At 42.9% G+C, this 18,347-nt stretch carries 16 protein-coding genes; 7 read left to right on the top strand and 9 right to left on the bottom strand.

What is annotated here, in order from left to right; translation table 11 throughout:
* Positions 1-74 precede the first annotated feature (74 nt).
* On the bottom strand, positions 75-851 hold the full coding sequence (locus EBI00_RS04045) for an ABC transporter substrate-binding protein (RefSeq protein ID WP_123094640.1): 777 nt from the start codon (positions 849-851) through the stop codon (positions 75-77).
* A 180-nt stretch (positions 852-1,031) separates the two neighbouring features.
* Here EBI00_RS04045 and EBI00_RS04050 point away from each other — a divergent pair, with 180 nt between their 5' ends.
* Positions 1,032-1,985: a LysR family transcriptional regulator gene (locus EBI00_RS04050; protein WP_123094641.1), complete on the top strand. Its 954-nt coding sequence runs from the start codon at positions 1,032-1,034 to the stop codon at positions 1,983-1,985.
* A 72-nt stretch (positions 1,986-2,057) separates the two neighbouring features.
* Here EBI00_RS04050 and EBI00_RS04055 read toward each other — a convergent pair whose 3' ends face one another.
* Positions 2,058-3,794 carry a putative bifunctional diguanylate cyclase/phosphodiesterase gene (locus tag EBI00_RS04055; RefSeq protein ID WP_158600735.1) on the bottom strand — a complete coding sequence of 579 codons (1,737 nt, stop codon included), beginning with the start codon at positions 3,792-3,794 and terminating at the stop codon, positions 2,058-2,060.
* A gap of 2 nt (positions 3,795-3,796) precedes the next feature.
* Positions 3,797-4,618: an alpha/beta fold hydrolase gene (locus EBI00_RS04060; protein ID WP_123094643.1), complete on the bottom strand. Its 822-nt coding sequence runs from the start codon at positions 4,616-4,618 to the stop codon at positions 3,797-3,799.
* Positions 4,619-5,030: 412 nt separating this feature from the next.
* On the opposite strand from EBI00_RS04060, the gene EBI00_RS04065 reads away from it, so the two are divergent.
* The 5 genes from EBI00_RS04065 to EBI00_RS04085 are packed head-to-tail and all read left to right on the top strand — an operon-like array spanning position 5,031 to position 9,342.
* Positions 5,031-5,714 carry a thermostable hemolysin gene (locus tag EBI00_RS04065; RefSeq protein ID WP_123094644.1) on the top strand — a complete coding sequence of 228 codons (684 nt, stop codon included), beginning with the start codon at positions 5,031-5,033 and terminating at the stop codon, positions 5,712-5,714.
* Entirely contained in the window at positions 5,711-7,192 is a 1,482-nt protein-coding gene (locus EBI00_RS04070) for an AMP-binding protein (protein ID WP_241556944.1), read from the top strand. The genes EBI00_RS04065 and EBI00_RS04070 overlap by 4 nt, the downstream gene beginning before the upstream one ends.
* A complete protein-coding gene (locus EBI00_RS04075; protein ID WP_123094646.1) occupies positions 7,189-7,860 on the top strand; it encodes an iron-containing redox enzyme family protein in 672 nt (223 codons plus the stop codon). Before EBI00_RS04070 ends, EBI00_RS04075 begins: the two co-directional genes overlap by 4 nt.
* Before the next feature lie 7 nt (positions 7,861-7,867).
* A complete protein-coding gene (locus tag EBI00_RS04080; protein WP_206612548.1) occupies positions 7,868-8,707 on the top strand; it encodes an SDR family oxidoreductase in 840 nt (279 codons plus the stop codon).
* Positions 8,704-9,342, top strand: coding sequence for a tetratricopeptide repeat protein (locus EBI00_RS04085; RefSeq protein WP_123094648.1), 639 nt, complete (start codon positions 8,704-8,706; stop codon positions 9,340-9,342). Before EBI00_RS04080 ends, EBI00_RS04085 begins: the two co-directional genes overlap by 4 nt.
* Before the next feature lie 103 nt (positions 9,343-9,445).
* On the opposite strand, the gene EBI00_RS04090 is transcribed toward EBI00_RS04085, so the two are convergent.
* The 4 genes from EBI00_RS04090 to EBI00_RS04105 form a co-directional block, all read right to left on the bottom strand.
* Positions 9,446-10,594 carry a N(5)-(carboxyethyl)ornithine synthase gene (locus EBI00_RS04090; protein ID WP_123094649.1) on the bottom strand — a complete coding sequence of 383 codons (1,149 nt, stop codon included), beginning with the start codon at positions 10,592-10,594 and terminating at the stop codon, positions 9,446-9,448.
* 321 nt (positions 10,595-10,915) lie between these two features.
* The gene (locus EBI00_RS04095) at positions 10,916-12,541 is read right to left on the bottom strand and encodes a sensor histidine kinase (RefSeq protein ID WP_241556945.1); all 1,626 of its coding nucleotides are present in this window, start codon (positions 12,539-12,541) and stop codon (positions 10,916-10,918) included.
* A gap of 29 nt (positions 12,542-12,570) precedes the next feature.
* On the bottom strand, positions 12,571-13,347 hold the full coding sequence (locus EBI00_RS04100; protein WP_123094933.1) for a phosphate/phosphite/phosphonate ABC transporter substrate-binding protein: 777 nt from the start codon (positions 13,345-13,347) through the stop codon (positions 12,571-12,573).
* Between the two features lie 414 nt (positions 13,348-13,761).
* A complete protein-coding gene (locus EBI00_RS04105) occupies positions 13,762-14,685 on the bottom strand; it encodes a LysR family transcriptional regulator (RefSeq protein WP_123094650.1) in 924 nt (307 codons plus the stop codon).
* A gap of 134 nt (positions 14,686-14,819) precedes the next feature.
* Here EBI00_RS04105 and EBI00_RS04110 point away from each other — a divergent pair, with 134 nt between their 5' ends.
* Positions 14,820-16,733, top strand: coding sequence for an FAD-binding monooxygenase (locus EBI00_RS04110; protein ID WP_123094651.1), 1,914 nt, complete (start codon positions 14,820-14,822; stop codon positions 16,731-16,733).
* A gap of 94 nt (positions 16,734-16,827) precedes the next feature.
* On the opposite strand, the gene EBI00_RS04115 is transcribed toward EBI00_RS04110, so the two are convergent.
* The gene (locus EBI00_RS04115; RefSeq protein ID WP_123094652.1) at positions 16,828-17,226 is read right to left on the bottom strand and encodes an OsmC family protein; all 399 of its coding nucleotides are present in this window, start codon (positions 17,224-17,226) and stop codon (positions 16,828-16,830) included.
* A 34-nt stretch (positions 17,227-17,260) separates the two neighbouring features.
* A complete protein-coding gene (locus tag EBI00_RS04120) occupies positions 17,261-18,172 on the bottom strand; it encodes a pirin family protein (RefSeq protein WP_123094653.1) in 912 nt (303 codons plus the stop codon).
* Between the last annotated feature and the right edge of the window lie 175 nt (positions 18,173-18,347).

Consider the following 18,347-nt stretch of genomic DNA (forward strand, 5'->3'; position numbering starts at 1 on the left):
TCACAAAAGACATAAAAAGATACGAAATGGTTTAGAAAGGCATTGTTAACACGGCCAATGCCTTTCTAAATGGCCTATTTCAAGGTCAGAAGGTTCAGTGAAAAGTATTCATCATTGATTTTTTGATACGTACCATTCGCAATAATGGCGGCCAATGCCTCATTGAGCTCAGCCAGTAACGCCGTGTCTTCTTTACGCAGTGCAATCCCTACCCCTTCGCCGACATAGGCTGGGTCAGTAATCAATTCTCCAACACGCTCACAGCAAGCACCTTCAGCCGAATTTAACCAGTCTGTCATTGGCATAATGTCACCGGCTTGGGCATCAATACGACCGCTGGCTAAATCTAAATTAACCGCGTCTTGGGTCGGATAGAGGCGTATTTCTGAGTCTGGGTAGTTGGCTAGTAAGAACTCCGCCTGTGTGGTCGATCCTTGTGCACCAATGATCTTACCTTTCATCGCCTGAGGGGATACGTCGGTTAGAGAGACATATTTGTCCGCCACAAAGGTCATCGCAGACGCTTGGTAAGGATCAGTAAAGGCGACTTGCTCTTTTCGCGCTTCTGTTATGAACATGGACGCTAACACCACATCGTATTTATTGGCCAACAAGGCCGGAATAATGCCGTCCCAGTCCTGTGCAACAAAGGTACATTCACGCTGCATTTCTGCACAAATGGCACGGCCGATATCGATGTCAAAACCCGCTAGTTGCCCATCCGCTTTGTAGTAATTGAACGGAGGGTAAGCACCTTCTGTTCCAATCCGTAACGTATCACTGGCAACCGCGGTCATCGCTGTCATGGAGAGGCAGGTGAGAACGGCACTGGTCAAAAACATGTTTTTCATACTGAGTTCCTTTGCTTATACAAAATAGTATCTGGCATACCCAAGATAGCAGTTTGCTAGAAGTGATATTGAGTATCACCAAAAAACAATAATTGTAATAATGATGAATAAATATGATATACATAGCTCACTGCTATACATAATGCTGAAACAATAAGGATATATCGAGGAGATCCCCCTATGCTGTCCACCAAAGATAAGCTATTACGCAACCTAGATTGGAACCTGCTCTATACCTTTTTGATCATAGTTAATGAGGGCGGTATCAGTGCGGCCGCCCGCAAACTGTCACTCAGCCAACCCAGTGTGAGTAATGCCTTAAAAAGGCTAGAAGAGCATTTTGACAAACGTCTTATCTTGAGAAAAAAAGGGGTTTTCGCTCTGACACTTCAAGGCATGAGAGTGTACGAGTATGCCTCAGCCGCTAGCCGTGTTATCAGCAACATGGCCGACCATTTCGTTGAGCAGCAAGACACAATCCAAGGTGAAATTACGATAGAAATTGCCAGCCACTTACAATGCCCCGCCTTCGATAAAACCTTAGCCAGTTACCATGCCCTATACCCAAACGTGATCTTTAATATTAATACTCAGCCAAGTGCCGACATCGTCAGCCACGTGACGGAAGGCACATTGCACATAGGGCTAAGTAATAAAAAAATAGCGAAAACCGGTTTGCGTTTTGACTTTATTGGCTATGAAAAAATGGGCTTTTACTGTGGGCCAGATCATCCTTGCTTTGGCAAAAACGATCTTACATTGGAGGACGTAAAAGGCGGCGCTTACATCTCTTTTGAAAGCGACCAGCCAGGAGAAGGGTTAGACGCCATAGCACAATTTCGGCAAGAGCATCAATTCTGGGGAAGGCTGGTGGCTGTTTCTTCTAATGTCGAAGAAATACGACGTCTTATTCTCACCGGAATCGGGTTTGGGGCACTCACTATAGACAGCGCACAACCTTATGTCGATCAAGGTTTATTGTGGTCTTTGCCGCCCTACAACGACTTTCCGATGACAGAAATCTACCTAGTCACTCCGGAAACGGTGAGTTTAAATGACATTGAAACCCACTTTATAAAGCAACTGAAAAAACACGTAAGAGAGGAAACCGCTCGCCACTACTCTTCACATTAGATCAAGTTATCCTAAAGGTGTGTACCCTTTGCCCCTCTAAGAAGGCTAAATTAACGTCGCCTAACCTTGTGTTTAATGCGTGACGGCTGACAGGATAGGATTCAAACGCCATTGTGTCATCCATTCTTGTAATTTTTTAGCCGGCATGGGTCTGGCAATAAAATAGCCTTGCCCCCAATCACAGCCTAGCTCTATTAGGTTTTCCATATGAGCTCGAGTTTCTACCCCCTCAGCGATGACATTACGTTTAAAAGCATTAGCAAAACCAATCACTCCGGTTAGTATTGCCAAGTCATTCTCATCTTCAAGCATATTGCGAACAAATGTTTGATCGATTTTCAGTGTGTCCACCGTCAACTTTTTCAAATGGCTCAAAGACGAGTAACCCGTACCGAAATCGTCTAGGGATATCTTCACACCAATCATTTTACACTCAGATAAGATCGAGTCGACTTGGTGTAGATCATCAATGGCAGACGTCTCAAGAATTTCTAACTCTAGTAGATTGTAAGGAACATTAGGATATCGGCGAAACGTTTCCAGCAAGTTGTCCATAAAGCCAGAACTCTGTAAATGATAGCCAGCGATATTGACGCTAATACCGATAGGATGATCTTGGTCTATCCAGTGACTCATTTGCTTAATGGCCGTTTCAATGACCCATTGGCCAATGTGTATTTCAAGTGGATGATTAGAAATAAATGGCAAAAAATCGTTTGGCATAATCAGGCCTTTCTCTGGATGATTCCAACGAATTAGTGCTTCGACTCCTAGTATTTCATGAGTACGCATATTGACTTTAGGCTGATAGTAAAGCTCAAACTGATGGTGGTCGGCAGCCGTTAAAATATCGTCATGCAATTGATTGCGCTTTATTTCTTGGCTTTCTTCATAGATATTAAATTCATTCAAAGCATTCCGACCTTTTAGCTTAGCGCCATACATGGCTTGGTCAGATTGACGAATGAGTTGATCGGGTTCTAAATGTTCAGAGTTTAATCCTTGAGGATAGTAACTCACACCAATGCTGCCAGAAATATGCAGTTGTATAGCGCCAATGGTCATAGGTTGCACAATGTGCGACAGCAAATTTGTTAAAGTTTTAGTAATAGAGTCTTTGTCGCCATCTAAAATAAACACAAATTCATCACCGCCAAAGCGGGAGACTAACCCCATATCATTCACTGAGTGAAGTATGCGACCAGCAATAAATCCAAGTACTTTGTCGCCAATATGATGACCAAATTCATCGTTTATTTGCTTAAAATTATCCAAATCAAGAAACGCCAATGCAAAGGTTTGCTGTTCCTGTAGTGCCTGCACCATTTTTTGCTTTAGTCGTGATGTCAGCAATGTTCGATTAGGTAAGCCGGTGAGGGAATCTGTTGTCGCAAGCTGTTTTAGCTTAATAGACTGCTGTTCTAATAAACGCCGAGATTCGACGAGTTCTTGAAATAACTTATCTCGTTGTGAAGCGTTAAAAAAACTCCAGGAAATACATTCATCTAAATCTGAATGCAGGTTTGCATTAGCGATAACGGGAATACGCTCACCTGCAGAATTGATAAACGTTAAGCGAATCTCTTCATGGGATGAGTGATGATATAGCAAAGGAAATACATAACTATCGCACAAAATCTTTGAGGCTGGCGTAAAGAAATCAAACATACTGCGATGAATTAAGTAGGCGCTGGGTGTACCAAATAAATCAGCAAAATAATCATTGACCAAAATGATTTCCCTATCCTTATTCGTTAATATATAACCAGAAGGAATATAATTTAAGTCTATCTGCGCTGATTGCTGCATAGTCATTCCCGCTTACTAATAAAACGATGCGAATGTTTTAGTACCACATCAGGGTGCGTCATATGAATACAATGCCCTTTTGTATCGACCAATTGCAACTCACTGTTCACAATTTTTTGATGCATATACTGTCCGATTTCAACCGAAGCTAATGAGTCCGTTTCACTTTGAAGGATTAAGGTAGGTAAGTGTAAGTCGGTTAAAAGGTGACGGTAATCGGAGAAAAACGTCGCCCTAGCAAACGTTTTAGCCATAATAGGGTCCGTTGAACAAAAACTGTCTGCAAGTTCACCTACTAATGTTGTGTCCTCTATTTCCCCCATGACCAGTGGTGCAAGATAGTTCGCCCACCCAATATAATTCTGATCCATCAAATCGATTAATTCTTCTAGGTCCGCTTTATCAAATCCCCCTTTGTAATCCGGAGGTATATTTAAAAAACAAGGTGATGGACAAACCATAATGAGAGAGGCAAATCGTTCAGGTGCCTTTAAAGCGGCCAACATTCCAATCATACTGCTCACAGAATGACCAATAAAATGCACTTCATGCAAGTCAAACCCTTCGCATATGTCGACAACATCTTGAGCATACCCTTCGAGGGTAGCGTAACGATCTCGATCAAAGGCCGCTAGATCAGAACGCCCAGAACCTACATAATCAAATAGAATGACAGTATAGTTTTCAACAAGTGAAGGCAGTAGAAAACGCCACATATTTTGATCACAACCGAAACCATGGGCTAACACTAATGTTTGAGAGCCCGAACCTAAAATTTTAATGTTGTTTCTGAGTGTCAAGGCTTCTTGGGATAGTAGAGGCATGTGGTTTTCCATTTCCATTGAGTAAAATAAAGTTATTCTAGTGTACGCTACCGAACCAAGTCGTGCTCGACTAAATCGAAATAGGTTTTTTTTGTTTAGATGTATGAAAAATCCTCATATCAAATACCCATAGCATCCCTCTTCTTCTATTTTGCATATGCGGCTTTGTTTCACCCGCTAAGTTTTCATTCTTTTTTCTTAAGCCGCCTTAAGAAAAGTACTTTTCTTAAGGCTGACAGGCGTCCTGAAAAACACAAAAAATTACAGTAAGCACATGATATTAATAGATTTATTGACATAAATTCATATGAGAAAATATTTTTTTATTATTAATTAAATACTATTTCAACGTAAGTTTTTCTTAATGCTAAGCCTCTAATCTGAGTCTATTCAAATTGAGGTGTATTCCATTATGCAGCATTCAGATTCCTTACAAACCAACAAAGTGCGAGCGACTGTCGCCACCCCAACTATGCCCTATAAGTTTGTTGCAGCGAATGCTGACGGTTGTGCTCGACGGGATTTAGAAACTTTTATTAAGGACGGCTTTGCCAAAAAATATCAAGCAGATATCAATACGTTTATGCCGATTCTGCTTGGTGTTAAAGCGCAAGGATTGAGAGCAGTATTGGGCGTTCGTCGTGGCACTCAGCCTTTATTTGTCGAGCAATATTTGCCTATGTCGATTACTGAGAGCTTACAGAAACATGGCATCTGGACAGAACGTGCCAGTGTTGCAGAGCTGGGCAATCTTTATAGCCAGAACCAGCGTTTTACCTTGCCATTATTAATGACGGTGGTGATGGGCTTGTATCTTTCCGAAGTGAACTATTTAGTTTTTGCCGGAACGGACAAGGTTCGTCAGCTACTTGGCAAGCTGAAACTGCCACTCACTTTTTTAGCAGATGCCAATCCAAGCTTGCTAAAAAATGACGGAAGCCAATGGGGCAGCTATTACGACAACAACCCTAAAGTCATGTTTTTGGATGTGAAAAAAGCGGTTGCTCTAGCCCTTCAACAACCTGAACTCGAAGCCCTAATGGATCTTGTTCAAGCGAATTTTCAACACTTATTGCAGCAGCTAAGGAACGCATGATGTGGTATTTCTCTTCACCAGAATGGGCAAATAAAACCGCCCTAGTACAACAAGACAAACAGCTAACGTATCAAGCATTAGCCGATGACGTGACCGCTCGTAAAAACTGGCTAATGGCGCAGAAAGTGTCTCGTGTTGCCATCGCCATGGACAACACCATTGAGTGGGTTTTGTTTGACCTAGCCTGCCAAGCAGCAAAACTTTGTTGCGTGCCAGTACCGAGCTTTTTCAGTCCTCAACAAACCGCACATTTGCTTAATGAAAGCGGCATCGAATTAATGCTGACACAAACCAGTAACAGCCCAACTAACAATGATGCAATAGACAGCCCATTTGAAGGTGTTTATGTCTCTCGTTTAACCGTACAAAACAAGCCACAGATTCCAACTGGCACCAACAAGATCACCTTTACATCTGGCACCACAGGCAACCCGAAAGGCGTCTGTTTGAGTACTGAATCGCAGCTAAATGTCGCGCATTCTCTTGCAGACGCTGTGGCACTAAAAGACGTTCGTCATTTGTGTTTATTGCCTTTAGCGACCTTGTTAGAAAATATCGCGGGCGTTTATTCACCCCTTTTGGTGGGCGGCACCATCGTTCTAGCAAGCCAAGAAGAACGTGGCTTTAGCGGTAGTCGTTTGACTCAGCCACAACAATTGCTCGCGCTGATAAGCCAGCAACAACCAACCAGTTTGATTTTGGTACCTGAGTTGCTTTCACTGCTAGTTGGCGCCTGCCTGCAAGGTTGGAAGCCACCACAGTCCTTAAGATTTATCGCTGTCGGCGGCGGTAAAGTCGCGGCTGGTTTAGTGCAAAAAGCGCACGCTCTTGGTTTGCCTGTTTATCAAGGTTACGGCTTGTCTGAATGCGCGTCTGTGGTGTCATTAAATACGCCAGAGCAGGAAGATCAAGCCTCTGCCGGTGCCGTGTTGCCTCATAATCAACTGCATATTGAACAAGGCGAATTAGTGATCACTGGCAACCTTTTCCTTGGTTATCTCAATCAGCCTGAAAGCTATTATCCACAAGAAGTGCGCACTGGCGATTTAGTTAGCTTAACCAATGGTTTTCTAAGCATTGATGGTCGCGAGAAGAACATCATCATTAACTCTTTTGGTCGCAACTTGTCACCTGAATGGGTAGAAGCCGAACTCATGGCTACGGGTTATTTCCGCGAAACATTAGTATTTGGTGAAGCCAAACCGTATTGCGGCGCGTTACTCAGCCCAGCGGCGACACACATCACCGAAGAGCAAATCCAACAAGTAGTTTCCATGGTGAATCAACACTTACCTGACTATGCACGCGTTGGCACTTGGATTCCACTCGAGCAACCATTAATGACTATTCCAGGCATGGTCACCGCCACAGGAAAACCGATTCGCGATAAGATTTTGGCGTATTTTGCCGACCAAATTGAACCCTTATATCAAGACACTTTTTTACGATTAAACACCGCATCTGGAGAATCACTATGACACTTTACCAACGTCTACAACAAGAAACCCTAGCTGAAAGACAATACTTGGTGACCTCACCTATTATCCAACGCTGTTTCCATGGCCAAATCACCTTAGAAAACTACGTTGATTTTTTGACTCAGGCTTATCATCACGTCAAGCACACAGTGCCATTATTGATGGCAGTGGGTAGTCGTTTGCCAGAAGAAAAGGAATGGCTACGGGAAGCTGTAGGCGAATACATTGAAGAAGAAATGGGTCATCAAGAATGGATATTAAACGACATCGCCGCCTGCGGTGCGGACAAAGAAACCGTACGCAAAAGCCAACCCGCATCCGCAACAGAGTTAATGGTGGCGTACGCCTACGACGCGGTTAACCGTATCAATCCATTGCGTTTTTTTGGCATGGTTTTCGTGCTTGAAGGCACTAGCATTGCCTTAGCAGATAACGCTGCAGAACACATTAAAAACAAACTCGGCCTACCGGCGAATGCCTTTAGCTACTTACGTTCACATGGCTCATTGGATCAGGACCACATCGTCTTTTTTGAAGGCTTGATGAACAAAATCACCGACAAAAACGAACAAGATCAGATCATTCATAGCGCAAAAATGTTTTTCAAATTGTATGCCAATATTTTCCGCGAGCTAGACGGTACAACAGCTCAAGCCGACGCGGCATAGGAGAAGCATGATGCAATGGCAACAACAAACCTGTTTATTAACTGGCGCGACGGGCGGCATAGGTCAAGCCATCGCAAAGGCCTTAGCCAACAAAGGTGTGCGTTTGATTCTGCAAGGTCGAAATGAATCACGCTTGCAAAAACTAAGCGATTCGCTGTCTGGCGAACATAAGATACTCGTGGCGGACATCACCACAACACAAGGTCGTGAAAAGATCTGCCGCGTGGCGGAATTGAACGCAATCAGTATGTTGATTAATAACGCAGGTGTTGGGCAATTTTCCTTGTTAGAAGACACTGAACAAGCCGTCATTGTAGACACTTTAGAAGCCAATTTATTGGCACCGATATTACTCACCCAGGCATTACTGCCTGTGTTGCAAAAAGCCAATCAACAGCAAGCAGCTCAATCGTACTTGGTCAACGTTGGATCAGCATTTGGCAGCATAGGTTTCGCCGGACAATCGATTTATTGCGCCAGCAAATTTGGCCTACGCGGTTTTACCGAAGCCTTGTACCGTGAGTTAGTGGATACCAATGTTCATGTTGCTTACTTTGCGCCACGAGCAACCGCCACCAGCATTAACAGCGATCAAGCTATGGCAATGAACAAAGCCTTAGGCAATAACGTAGATTCGCCAGAAAGCGTTGCTAACGCCCTTATTCGACAACTTGAAAAAGGTCACGCCAGACAGTTTGTCGGTTTTCCTGAAAAGCTCTTTGTCAAAATCAACGGCGCTTTTCCACATCTTGTGGACAAGGCTCTATTTAAAAAACTTCCTATTATTAAACGCTTTCTGCGTCATGAAAAAGACGTCGAGCACACTGCACAAGAGGCATTATCATGAAATTATTTATCACTGCTAGCCTACTCACTCTCGGCTTAGTTTCCTCTACTTGGGCCGCTGGCACCTCTAGCTTGTTAGAGATTCAACAGCGCTGGGCGCAAATTAATTACCAAATAGAAGGCGATGACGCCAAAGAAGCCGCGTTTAACGATCTTGCGATCAAGGCACAAGAATTAGTGAATGCTGAACCTAACAATCCAGACGATCTAATTTGGCTTGGTATTATTCAATCGAGCACGGCGGGTGCAAAAGGCGGATTGGGCGCACTATCTTTAGCGAAAGCGGCGAAGAAGTCCTTCGAAGACGCTATTACCATTAACCCTAGCGCATTATCGGGTTCCGCGATGACAAGCTTAGGCGTGCTTTATCATAAAGTTCCAGGTTGGCCGATTGGCTTTGGTAGTGACAAAAAAGCCAAAGAGCTACTGGTGCAATCTTACAAACTGAACCCAACCAGCATCGACACTAACTATTTCCTTGCTGAGTTTTTATACGATGACGGTAACTATGAAGGCGCCAAGCAACATCTAGAAAAAGCCCAACAAGCCGCTCCTAGACCCACTCGTCCTATCGCCGATAGTGGCCGCCATAAAGAAGTGGATGCCTTGATGGAAAAAGTAAATCAGAAGCTATAACAGACGCTCCCGTTTAGCCATAAAACAACAGTAAAAACCATCATAGCCAAGCTTCAATCTCGCTCTGGAAGTTTGGCTATTTTGTTTTTTTGCTCTACCTAATTTATGCCATTAACGCGGCATAAGGCGGTGTAATTTCCCGGTGTTGAAACGACAGAATCAAAGGATTCTTAATCACACCTTCGTCGATGTTTATCGCGCGGCGAATAGTTTCGTTTTGTTGCCAATGCTCGCGACCTTCTAAGACGTTCTCTAAGTAGACAATTAAGGCCGCAGAAATCGAGCGAGTGGCGCTTTCCCACAGGTAGCTTGGCGTGTGATCGACGGCATAATAGTCGATGGTATTGTACTGAAACATCGGCTCTTGGAAGCTGGTCGGCTTGGCAAAGAAAAAGCCCATTCCTTCGTCACAGCTCACATCGATAATCAAACAATTCGGTTTCAACGACTCGGCTTCAGATTCGATAATAAAATTGGTCGGATGGTCTGTCTCTTGGAAAGTCCCATTTACTATGATATCCGTTTCGCCGATCAATTCCGTCAAGGGACGGATCGAGCCATCGTGTTCAACCACCACCATGCGCGCTTCACCCTTTTGACCTTCGCGTACTTTTACATAATGACAATCGAGTACTTCTTCACGTACTTCATGGTCTGGTCGCTGTATGCAGATGGTGATGTCACGAAATCCGTGGGCTTTAAGGGCATAGATCGCACCGCGACTCACTGCGCCAAAGCTAAAAATGATGACCTTACGTTGGTTGCCATAATGCCCATCAATACCTTTTAGCTGCAAAGCATGAATCACCGCGCAATAACCAGCCATTTCGTTGTTCTTATAAAAAGTATGACGACCAACTTGTCCCGCTGGTGACCAGACAAACATGTCTTCGAAAGCAATCAGGGTAAGCTTACGATCCAGAGCGGCTTGGGTAATTTCACGTTGCTGAACACAATGAACGTAACCCCACAAAATGCCGCCTTCACGTAATTCTTCTAAATCGGCCAATACCGGTTTGGCAATAATTACCGCGCCAATATCGGCCAGAATTTCATGTCGTGTAGCGATGCCGCCCGTTTGTGCCGCAATCTCGTCATCAGAAATATTAAACGCGGCGCCGTAGCCTTCTTCAAAAATTAAGCGATGACGCAGGTACTCAGGAATGCGCGCTAAGTGTTCTGGATGAATCGGATAACGTCGCTCATCTGTTTTTCTGGACGTACCGATTACGCCGAAAGTTAATTGACTCATACTGTTTCCTTTAAAAAAATAAAACGTGTTTGAGTTCATAAACGCGCGATCAAAACGCTGACAAACTGGTGTTTAAAATGATATTGAAATGCTTACGTCATCTATTGATGGATAAAAGTTATGAAGTGGTCTGAAAGAAATTCTTAGCGGTAAACGCTAGTTGATCATGGCAGGCATGGATCATTGCGGAGACAAACCACTATAGCACTAATACGAGGGGGAAATGGATTTTATACTGACAACAACTGACATTACGAAACGATAAGGGGACTCTTTCTGCCATCACTCAAGAAGATATACTTTAACGTTAGAGCAAATAATTCAAACCTCTTTTGCTCTTTCTGTATTCAGTGGGAGTAAAATGGTGAAGATAGTGCCTTTGCCTACCTGGCTGTTAAGCGTTATGTCTCCGTTGTGTTCTTTGATGATGCCATAGGAAATAGACAAGCCTAAACCTGTACCCTCTCCCACAGGCTTGGTGGTATAGAAGGGGTCAAATATCTTACTCATCTGCTCTTTAGAAATGCCGCAACCATTGTCTTTAATCTGAATTTTAATGTGATTATTCGTTGCTTGGCTTCTTATTTCAATCTTACCCTTGTCTTTAATCGCATGACTGGCATTGATTATTAAGTTTAACAGCACTTGCTTGATTTGATTTTGAGCACAGTAGATATCGGGGATATCTCTTAGGTCAGTAACAACTTTACAGTGATATTTTAGCTCGTTATCAGCGACCTTCAAGGTGTTGGTAATACACTCATTTATGTTGCACAGCGTGTAGGCATTACGGTCGTCATTATAAGAAACTTCTTTTAGTCCTTTTACGATGTCTTTTACGCGCCCCGTCCCTTCTATCGTGTCGGTAATAAGAACAGGTAGATCGTTCAGTATCGACTCTAAATCGATGTCTTTTTTCAGTTTTTCTATTACTTCGAGTTGCGTTTGAAGATTCGTCAAATCCGAATGGGTTATTTGTTCATACGCAGCAATTAACTGTTGAATATCTCTAAAATAATCGTCGAGCGTTTTCATGTTGCTGATGACAAAACTCATAGGATTGTTTATCTCATGAGCGACTCCAGCGGCGAGAACCCCCACCGATGCCATCTTGTCAGATTGCAGTAATTTGGCTTGTGTTTCTTTTATCTGTTTATTGACTTGTTCAAGCTTATTATTTTTGTCGTTGATAATTTTCGTTCTTTGTTCGACTCGGTCTTCTAAAGACTGGTTTAACTCTTGGAGCTTTAACTCAAATAAATCTCTGCGTTCGCTGGCTTCTTTTAGGTGTTCTATCATGGCATTAAAGGCGACCGAAACGGCAGCCAGTTCGTCGGTGCCTTTTACCGGTATCGTAATGTCCAGTTTGCCGTCGGCAATGTCTTTTGTGGCCGATACTAATACTTTTAATTGTCGGGTGAGATAAGTCCCTAATGCAAAGGAGAACAAAGCTACCAAGATCATCTCAATCCCGGCAATTGAGAAACTTCGCTTTTCTGCCTCGGCGATCACTCGTGTGATACTGTCGGTTTCTATACCTATTTCAACTCGGCCATACAACACACCGAACTCTTGAATATCAGCGGCTACATCAAACACACCGTCTTGGACAAGCTCAACCTTAGTATCTTGCTGGAATACTCTATTAAGTGCTTCGATGTTTCCCCCCTCGGCAAAAACTTCATTGTTAGGGCCAAGCACTCTGGCGTAACTTAAATCTGGGTTTTTTAATACTTCATTGACAAAAGACTCTAACGAGGCAAGGTCATAGGATAAAATGGCGTCTTTTGTTGTGGTTGAAAACAAGGCTACCGTTGTTCGCGCTCTTTTTTCCAAACTGTCGTAGTTGGTTGAGCGCAGATAGTTGAGGGTCATACTAATAAGTAAGACAAGCAATAATGCTTCAATAAGCGCAATCCCTAAAATGGTTTTTGTTCTTAGTGACAAATTGCACTCCTATACGTTTTCGTTACTTCTTATCGTATTAAATGATCAAGTAGGGTAATGTTCAGCGCTCTTACATCATCCCAATCACTGTTATCAGCCGCTTGTAATCCGTTGAAGTTGATCGTTTTTAATAAAGCTATACCTTCTGGATCTGAACTCATATCAATCAACGCCTGCTGTATTTTTTTACGCGTTTTTTCATCTACAGCTGGGTGCGTAGCAATCGCATGCGGTGTGTAACCTGGTGTCGTCCACAGCACTCGTAGTTTCTCTTTGACTTCTGGATTGGTGTTATTAAACGTTCTTAGAACCCCGCCGCCGGCAGAAAATAAGCCTTTCGATACATTCAGATAAACGGAATCGTGTGACGATACGTACTTTGGATCGACTTCTATGCCATCACTTTTCATTTTTGCTCGTGGCAACACACTTGCCGCGAATGCGGCTGGCGATGGAAAAGCGAGTGATTTTCCATTCAACTGACTTAATGATGTAATTTCACTGTCTTTTGCCACCACTACAATGCCTTTTATGTTGGCGTCTTTTTGATGAGCAATGGCTTGATAGCCAGGTTTTTCATGAAAAACCGTATAATGATAAGGGTTCATATAGGCAATATCGTATTGCCCTGCGAGTAATCGTTTTTCAAAAGTCGGTATATCTTTTGCCGTACTAAATGTAATTGTTGTGTCTGTCTTTTCACTCAAATAGTTACAAATAGGCGTCCAGAGTTGTGCCAGTTTTTTTGCCGATTGTTGAGGGACAATACCAAAAGTTAATGTAGTCGCATGAGCGGTATTAAGCATTAAAGCAACAGCAATACCAATGCAACGCGCGTAATTTACCCTCATAAGTAGCCCCTTCTAAAAAACATCAAGTGGTATCATTTTTTTACACATTTGCATCTAGTTTAGATCAATAATGAAAGGCTTTCCATTTACATTTATAGATTAAATGAGGTGTAGCAACGTCATCCTTATCCCAAACAAACACTGAATACCGCACTTGAAATATCATAGAAACTCATCTTTACAGCACAACTGTTATGATAATCAAAACGTTAAAAAATGATCTATGAAAGGGTACAGTTTTCGGATAGAAAGCAAAAAGAATATCAGACATAAATACTTTGAAATTAACCTTACATAACCATATAACGGAGGTATTTATTTACAGATACCTTTGTAGATCTTATGGTCAACGAGCTGCTTTTAATTCGTTTATAGATCTAAACCTTGCGTCGACACAGACTCATCCAATGTTTGCATAAAAACTCGAATCAAATCATGTACCTTACTGTACTCAGGGCGTTCTAGATTTTCGATTCTTGACCAAAGTGCGATGTCTCGTCTTGCCCCGAGCGGTCCTGGTACTTGAATCATTTGATCAAGCTCAACCTCTCCAGTCATCAAGGCTAGACGAGCCGGTAAACGAACCAATACATCGGAGGTATTTAAAAGATATAAAACTGAGCGGATGCTTCCTGTAAAGGCCATGCTGGCAGCTTTAAGTCCGATAATTTCGCTAGGCCGATCAAGAAACCCTGCGTTTGCGCCTGCTACTATCCAATTTTGCTTCTCCAAAACTTCTTGAGAAATAGTCTTATTAGCCCCTCTAAGAACCGATCTTTTTCCGACAAAAACGCCAGAGCGATCTCGAAACAACAATTGCCTATCTAACGTTCCTTGTTTAACGGAAAGGTGTGCTGGCGCTAATAAAAAGTCGAGTTCACCCTTTTGTAGTAGCTCTATTTGCGCGGCCGCTGACCCAGTCCTAAAATGAAAGACATAGCGCTTTTCTTGCATAAAGTGTGCTGTCATTTTCTCGACCGTGGCGAACTCCCAAAGCGGATCAATACCAATGACAAATTCATTGTGATAGCCGCTATGAAATTGTCGGATAACTTCTTCGCCCTGCTCTGTTTCGGCCAAAATCCTTTCACCAATTTGCGCTAACCTTGCACCAATTTCGGTTGGTTGTACGCCGTAACGCGTTCGTATTAGTACTGGCGCGCCAACTTTGATTTCTAGCTGCTGGATACTCCGTGTCAACGTTGGCTGAGTTATATACAGCTGTTCGCAAGCTCGACTAAGAGAGCCTTGCTTCACCACGATGGCTAATTGCTTCAATAGGTTAGGATTCATCTATACGTTTTCTATTAGTCTTAATTTAAAAATCTATTTTTACTTATACCTAGATTACATTAAAGTCATTTCTATTCCAGACAACAAGTCTTTTAATTCCTAACAAGCCATAGACAATAATAAGAGGATAAACCATGCAATTTTATCAAGAGGGCTTTCATCCAGGCGATCCTAAAATTACAGATCCTGCAGACCGAGTCATCGCTCCACCTTTAAAACACCCATTGCCACAAGAAGTCGATGTAATGATAGTAGGGTGCGGTCCAGCGGGGCTAAACCTCGCTGCACAATTGTCAAAATTTGCATCCATATCAACTTGTATCGTCGAACAAAAAGACGATCGTTTATTAGTAGGTCAAGCAGATGGTATTGCTTGTCGTACCATGGAAATGTTTGAAGCCTATGACTTCGCAGATCAAATTAAGCAAGAAGCCTATTGGGTAAACGAAACCGCTTTTTGGAAACCTAATACTGAACAACCAGAGCAGATTGCACGCAGTAGCAAAATTCAAGACGTGGAAGATGACTTATCTGAAATGCCTCATGTCATCATCAACCAAGCCAGAGTGCATGATGCATTTCTTGAGGTGATGCGCCACGGGCCAAGGAAAGTCGTTCCTCATTACTCCCGCCAACTACTCAACCTTGAAGTCGATCCAACAGTCACCGACTACCCGGTGACACTGACGTTTGAACGCTTAGACTCTCAACACCTTGGCGTAATGGAAACCGTTAAAGCCAAATATGTGGTTGGGTGTGACGGTGCTAGGAGTACAGTACGTAAATCCATTGGCCGTAAATTGGTCGGCGATTCTATCAGTCAAGGATGGGGCGTTATGGATGTATTGGCAGTAACCGACTTTCCTGATATTCGCCTAAAATCAGCGATTCATTCCAGTAATGAAGGCAACATGCTGATCATTCCGCGCGAAGGCGGTTACATGGTGCGCTTGTATATAGAGCTGGACAAACTAAAAAACAATGAACGACTCAACAAGCAATCAATCACAACCGATTACCTTATTGCTGCAGCAAACCGCATCATGCATCCGTACACCATCGAGGTGAAAGAAATCGCTTGGTGGAGCGTGTATGAAATCGGTCAACGGCTTACTACCGCATTTGATGACGCCGAAGATGGTCGATCACCTCATGTATTTTTAGCTGGCGACGCTTGTCACACTCACAGCCCAAAAGCGGGACAAGGGCTGAATACTTCGGTCAATGACACATGGAATTTGGGCTGGAAACTTGCCCATGTGCTAACAGAAAGAGCAAATGCAGAATTACTGCAGTCTTATTCTTTCGAAAGACAAACTGTGGCTCAGCAATTAATCGATTTCGATCGCGAGTTTTCGAAAATGTTCAGCGCCAAACCTAAATCTGCAACCAATCCGGATGGTGTTGATCCAACCGCTTTTCAGCAATACTTTGTTCAATTTGGTCGCTTCACCGCCGGTACCGCCATTCACTATCCGCAGTCAGACTTGGTATCGTCTGGACAACATCAATGTTTAGCAACAGGACAAACCATTGGTATGCGTTTTCATTCTGCCAAAGTAACGCGCCAAGCTGATGCCAAACCTATGCACCTTGGGCATAGTATGAAAGCCGATGGTCGTTGGCACATTCTCGCCTTCGCAGGAGAGCAAAACTTCATGAGCGATACTTGCAAAGTTAAAGCGCTATGCGAGTTTTTACAACACAATCCGTCATCCCCTATCCAGCGTTTTACACCAAAAGATGCAGATATCGATGCCATAATCAATGTGCAAGCTGTCTTCCAAGTACCTCATCGGAAAATAGAAGTAGCCGATATTCATTCGCTTTTACAGCCATCAAAAGGCTGCCACGGGTTAAAGGATTATGAAAAAGTCTACAGCGCTCTTTGTGAAGAGAACTCGTTCTATGACAAACGACGAATCGACAAGAAAAACGGCTGCATCATCATCGTTCGACCAGATCAGTATGTGGCTGATATTTTGCCGCTAAGCGATTATAATGGGGTAACAAGTTTCTTTGATAGAGTGCTCATTCAACGCGCTTGATTCTCAGCAATTATTTGAATAAAACATATTCCTCTCCTCTTATTGCTTGATATCGAGGAGAGAAGTAATAAAAACCATCTCACATAATGCTTCACTACAAGACTACGGTATTAACTTCAGTACTAACCGATGTCATCAGTTTATGAATAGGACATTTGTCCGCAATAGCGCCTAAGCTTTGGCGTTGCTCATCGGTTAAATCACCGTTTAATGTAAGACTGACATTAAGCACGTAAATACCTTTGCTCTCGCGACTATTGTCTCGCTCAATATCGATATCAACACTCGTTAACGCTATTTTTTTACGCTGGGCGTACATCAGCAAAGTCATCGCTTTGCATGCCGCTAATGAAGCATCATACAAATCATGAGGATCTGGCGCGCTGTCATCCCCACCTAAGACAACGGCGGCATCGGAAAAAATACTGTGTTGATCAATACGAATCGTTTGTCTATAACGACCACTCTCACTTTTTTCTAAATGAATAGTCATTGCGTTCCCTCAATAGAATGGTTAAACATAGTGTTTAAGGTAGCGGGATAAATTCATCTTCATCGTCAATAACTTTTGGAAAATCCCCAGCCTGCCAATCTCGTTTGGCTTGCTCAACGCGTTCTTTACGACTGGAAATAAAATTCCACTCAATAAAACGCTTGCCTATTTTTTCACCACCGATCAGAGCGATTCTCGAATCCGCTATAGCGTCAATCACCACGTCATCAGCAGCTGATAGGATAACCATGGAAAATTCAGGTATCACAGTGTCTTTGATTTTTAGGCTTCCCTTTGCCACGTAAATCGCGCGCTCTTCAGCATTTGGCAAGGATAAACTCTGCCCTACTTGCATGTGCGCTTCTACATACAAAGTCTCAGCATAGGTTTTTACTGGAGAAGTGACCCCATAAGCTGTGCCCATAAGAACTCTAAGCGGAACACCTTCAACCGTCACAGAAGGAATACTAGCCGAAGGGTAATGGTAAAAAGCGGGCTCGATTTCTTCGTCTTCTTCAGGTAGGGCCAACCACAACTGCAAACCATGTAAAGTGTGCGGTACATTTTTCACCTCAGGACGCTCTCGCTCTGAGTGAGTAATGCCTTTACCAGCCACCATTAAATTAATATCACCTGGCGTGATTGTGGCATAACTACCAATTGAATCTCTGTGTAAAATTTCACCGTCAAACAGATAAGTGACCGTTGCTAAATTGATGTGCGGATGTGGACGAACATTGACACCTGAACCCGCTGGAAAATTAGCTGGCCCCATATGATCAAAGAAAATCCATGGTCCAACAGTTTTACGCTGACTCGTTGGCAACGTTCGCCGCACCATGAACTCACCAAGATCTTTCTCTCGCGGTTTGATAATAATATCAATCGCTTCACAACCTCTTTCTGTATCGCACTCCAATTCGAAATCTTCTTTTTCTATGCTCATCCAGTTTACCTACTTAAGTCATTTTCTTTAAAAAACAAATACATGCATGCACGATTGGTGAGTTCGCAGATTACTATTAATCAGTTTAACGCTTACTAGTAAAATGGAATTTATGAAACAAGAACAATATTGTCACATGAAAGATATCTATGAGTTATTTTGTGCACAAGCAAAC

Source organism: Marinomonas hwangdonensis (assembly GCF_003721245.1).
Lineage (GTDB): Bacteria > Pseudomonadota > Gammaproteobacteria > Pseudomonadales > Marinomonadaceae > Marinomonas > Marinomonas hwangdonensis.

Excerpts from the sequence above, each read along its gene's own strand:
- EBI00_RS04100 (WP_123094933.1), bottom strand. The coding sequence starts at position 13,347 with ATGCTTAATACCGCTCATGCGACTACATTAACTTTTGGTATTGTCCCT.
- EBI00_RS04060 (WP_123094643.1), bottom strand. The coding sequence starts at position 4,618 with ATGCCTCTACTATCCCAAGAAGCCTTGACACTCAGAAACAACATTAAA.
- EBI00_RS04120 (WP_123094653.1), bottom strand. The coding sequence starts at position 18,172 with ATGAGCATAGAAAAAGAAGATTTCGAATTGGAGTGCGATACAGAAAGA.
- EBI00_RS04085 (WP_123094648.1), top strand. The coding sequence starts at position 8,704 with ATGAAATTATTTATCACTGCTAGCCTACTCACTCTCGGCTTAGTTTCC.
- EBI00_RS04070 (WP_241556944.1), top strand. The coding sequence starts at position 5,711 with ATGATGTGGTATTTCTCTTCACCAGAATGGGCAAATAAAACCGCCCTA.
- EBI00_RS04065 (WP_123094644.1), top strand. The coding sequence starts at position 5,031 with ATGCAGCATTCAGATTCCTTACAAACCAACAAAGTGCGAGCGACTGTC.
- EBI00_RS04050 (WP_123094641.1), top strand. The coding sequence starts at position 1,032 with ATGCTGTCCACCAAAGATAAGCTATTACGCAACCTAGATTGGAACCTG.
- EBI00_RS04090 (WP_123094649.1), bottom strand. The coding sequence starts at position 10,594 with ATGAGTCAATTAACTTTCGGCGTAATCGGTACGTCCAGAAAAACAGAT.
- EBI00_RS04055 (WP_158600735.1), bottom strand. The coding sequence starts at position 3,794 with ATGCAGCAATCAGCGCAGATAGACTTAAATTATATTCCTTCTGGTTAT.
- EBI00_RS04075 (WP_123094646.1), top strand. The coding sequence starts at position 7,189 with ATGACACTTTACCAACGTCTACAACAAGAAACCCTAGCTGAAAGACAA.
- EBI00_RS04115 (WP_123094652.1), bottom strand. The coding sequence starts at position 17,226 with ATGACTATTCATTTAGAAAAAAGTGAGAGTGGTCGTTATAGACAAACG.
- EBI00_RS04110 (WP_123094651.1), top strand. The coding sequence starts at position 14,820 with ATGCAATTTTATCAAGAGGGCTTTCATCCAGGCGATCCTAAAATTACA.
- EBI00_RS04080 (WP_206612548.1), top strand. The coding sequence starts at position 7,868 with ATGATGCAATGGCAACAACAAACCTGTTTATTAACTGGCGCGACGGGC.
- EBI00_RS04045 (WP_123094640.1), bottom strand. The coding sequence starts at position 851 with ATGAAAAACATGTTTTTGACCAGTGCCGTTCTCACCTGCCTCTCCATG.
- EBI00_RS04105 (WP_123094650.1), bottom strand. The coding sequence starts at position 14,685 with ATGAATCCTAACCTATTGAAGCAATTAGCCATCGTGGTGAAGCAAGGC.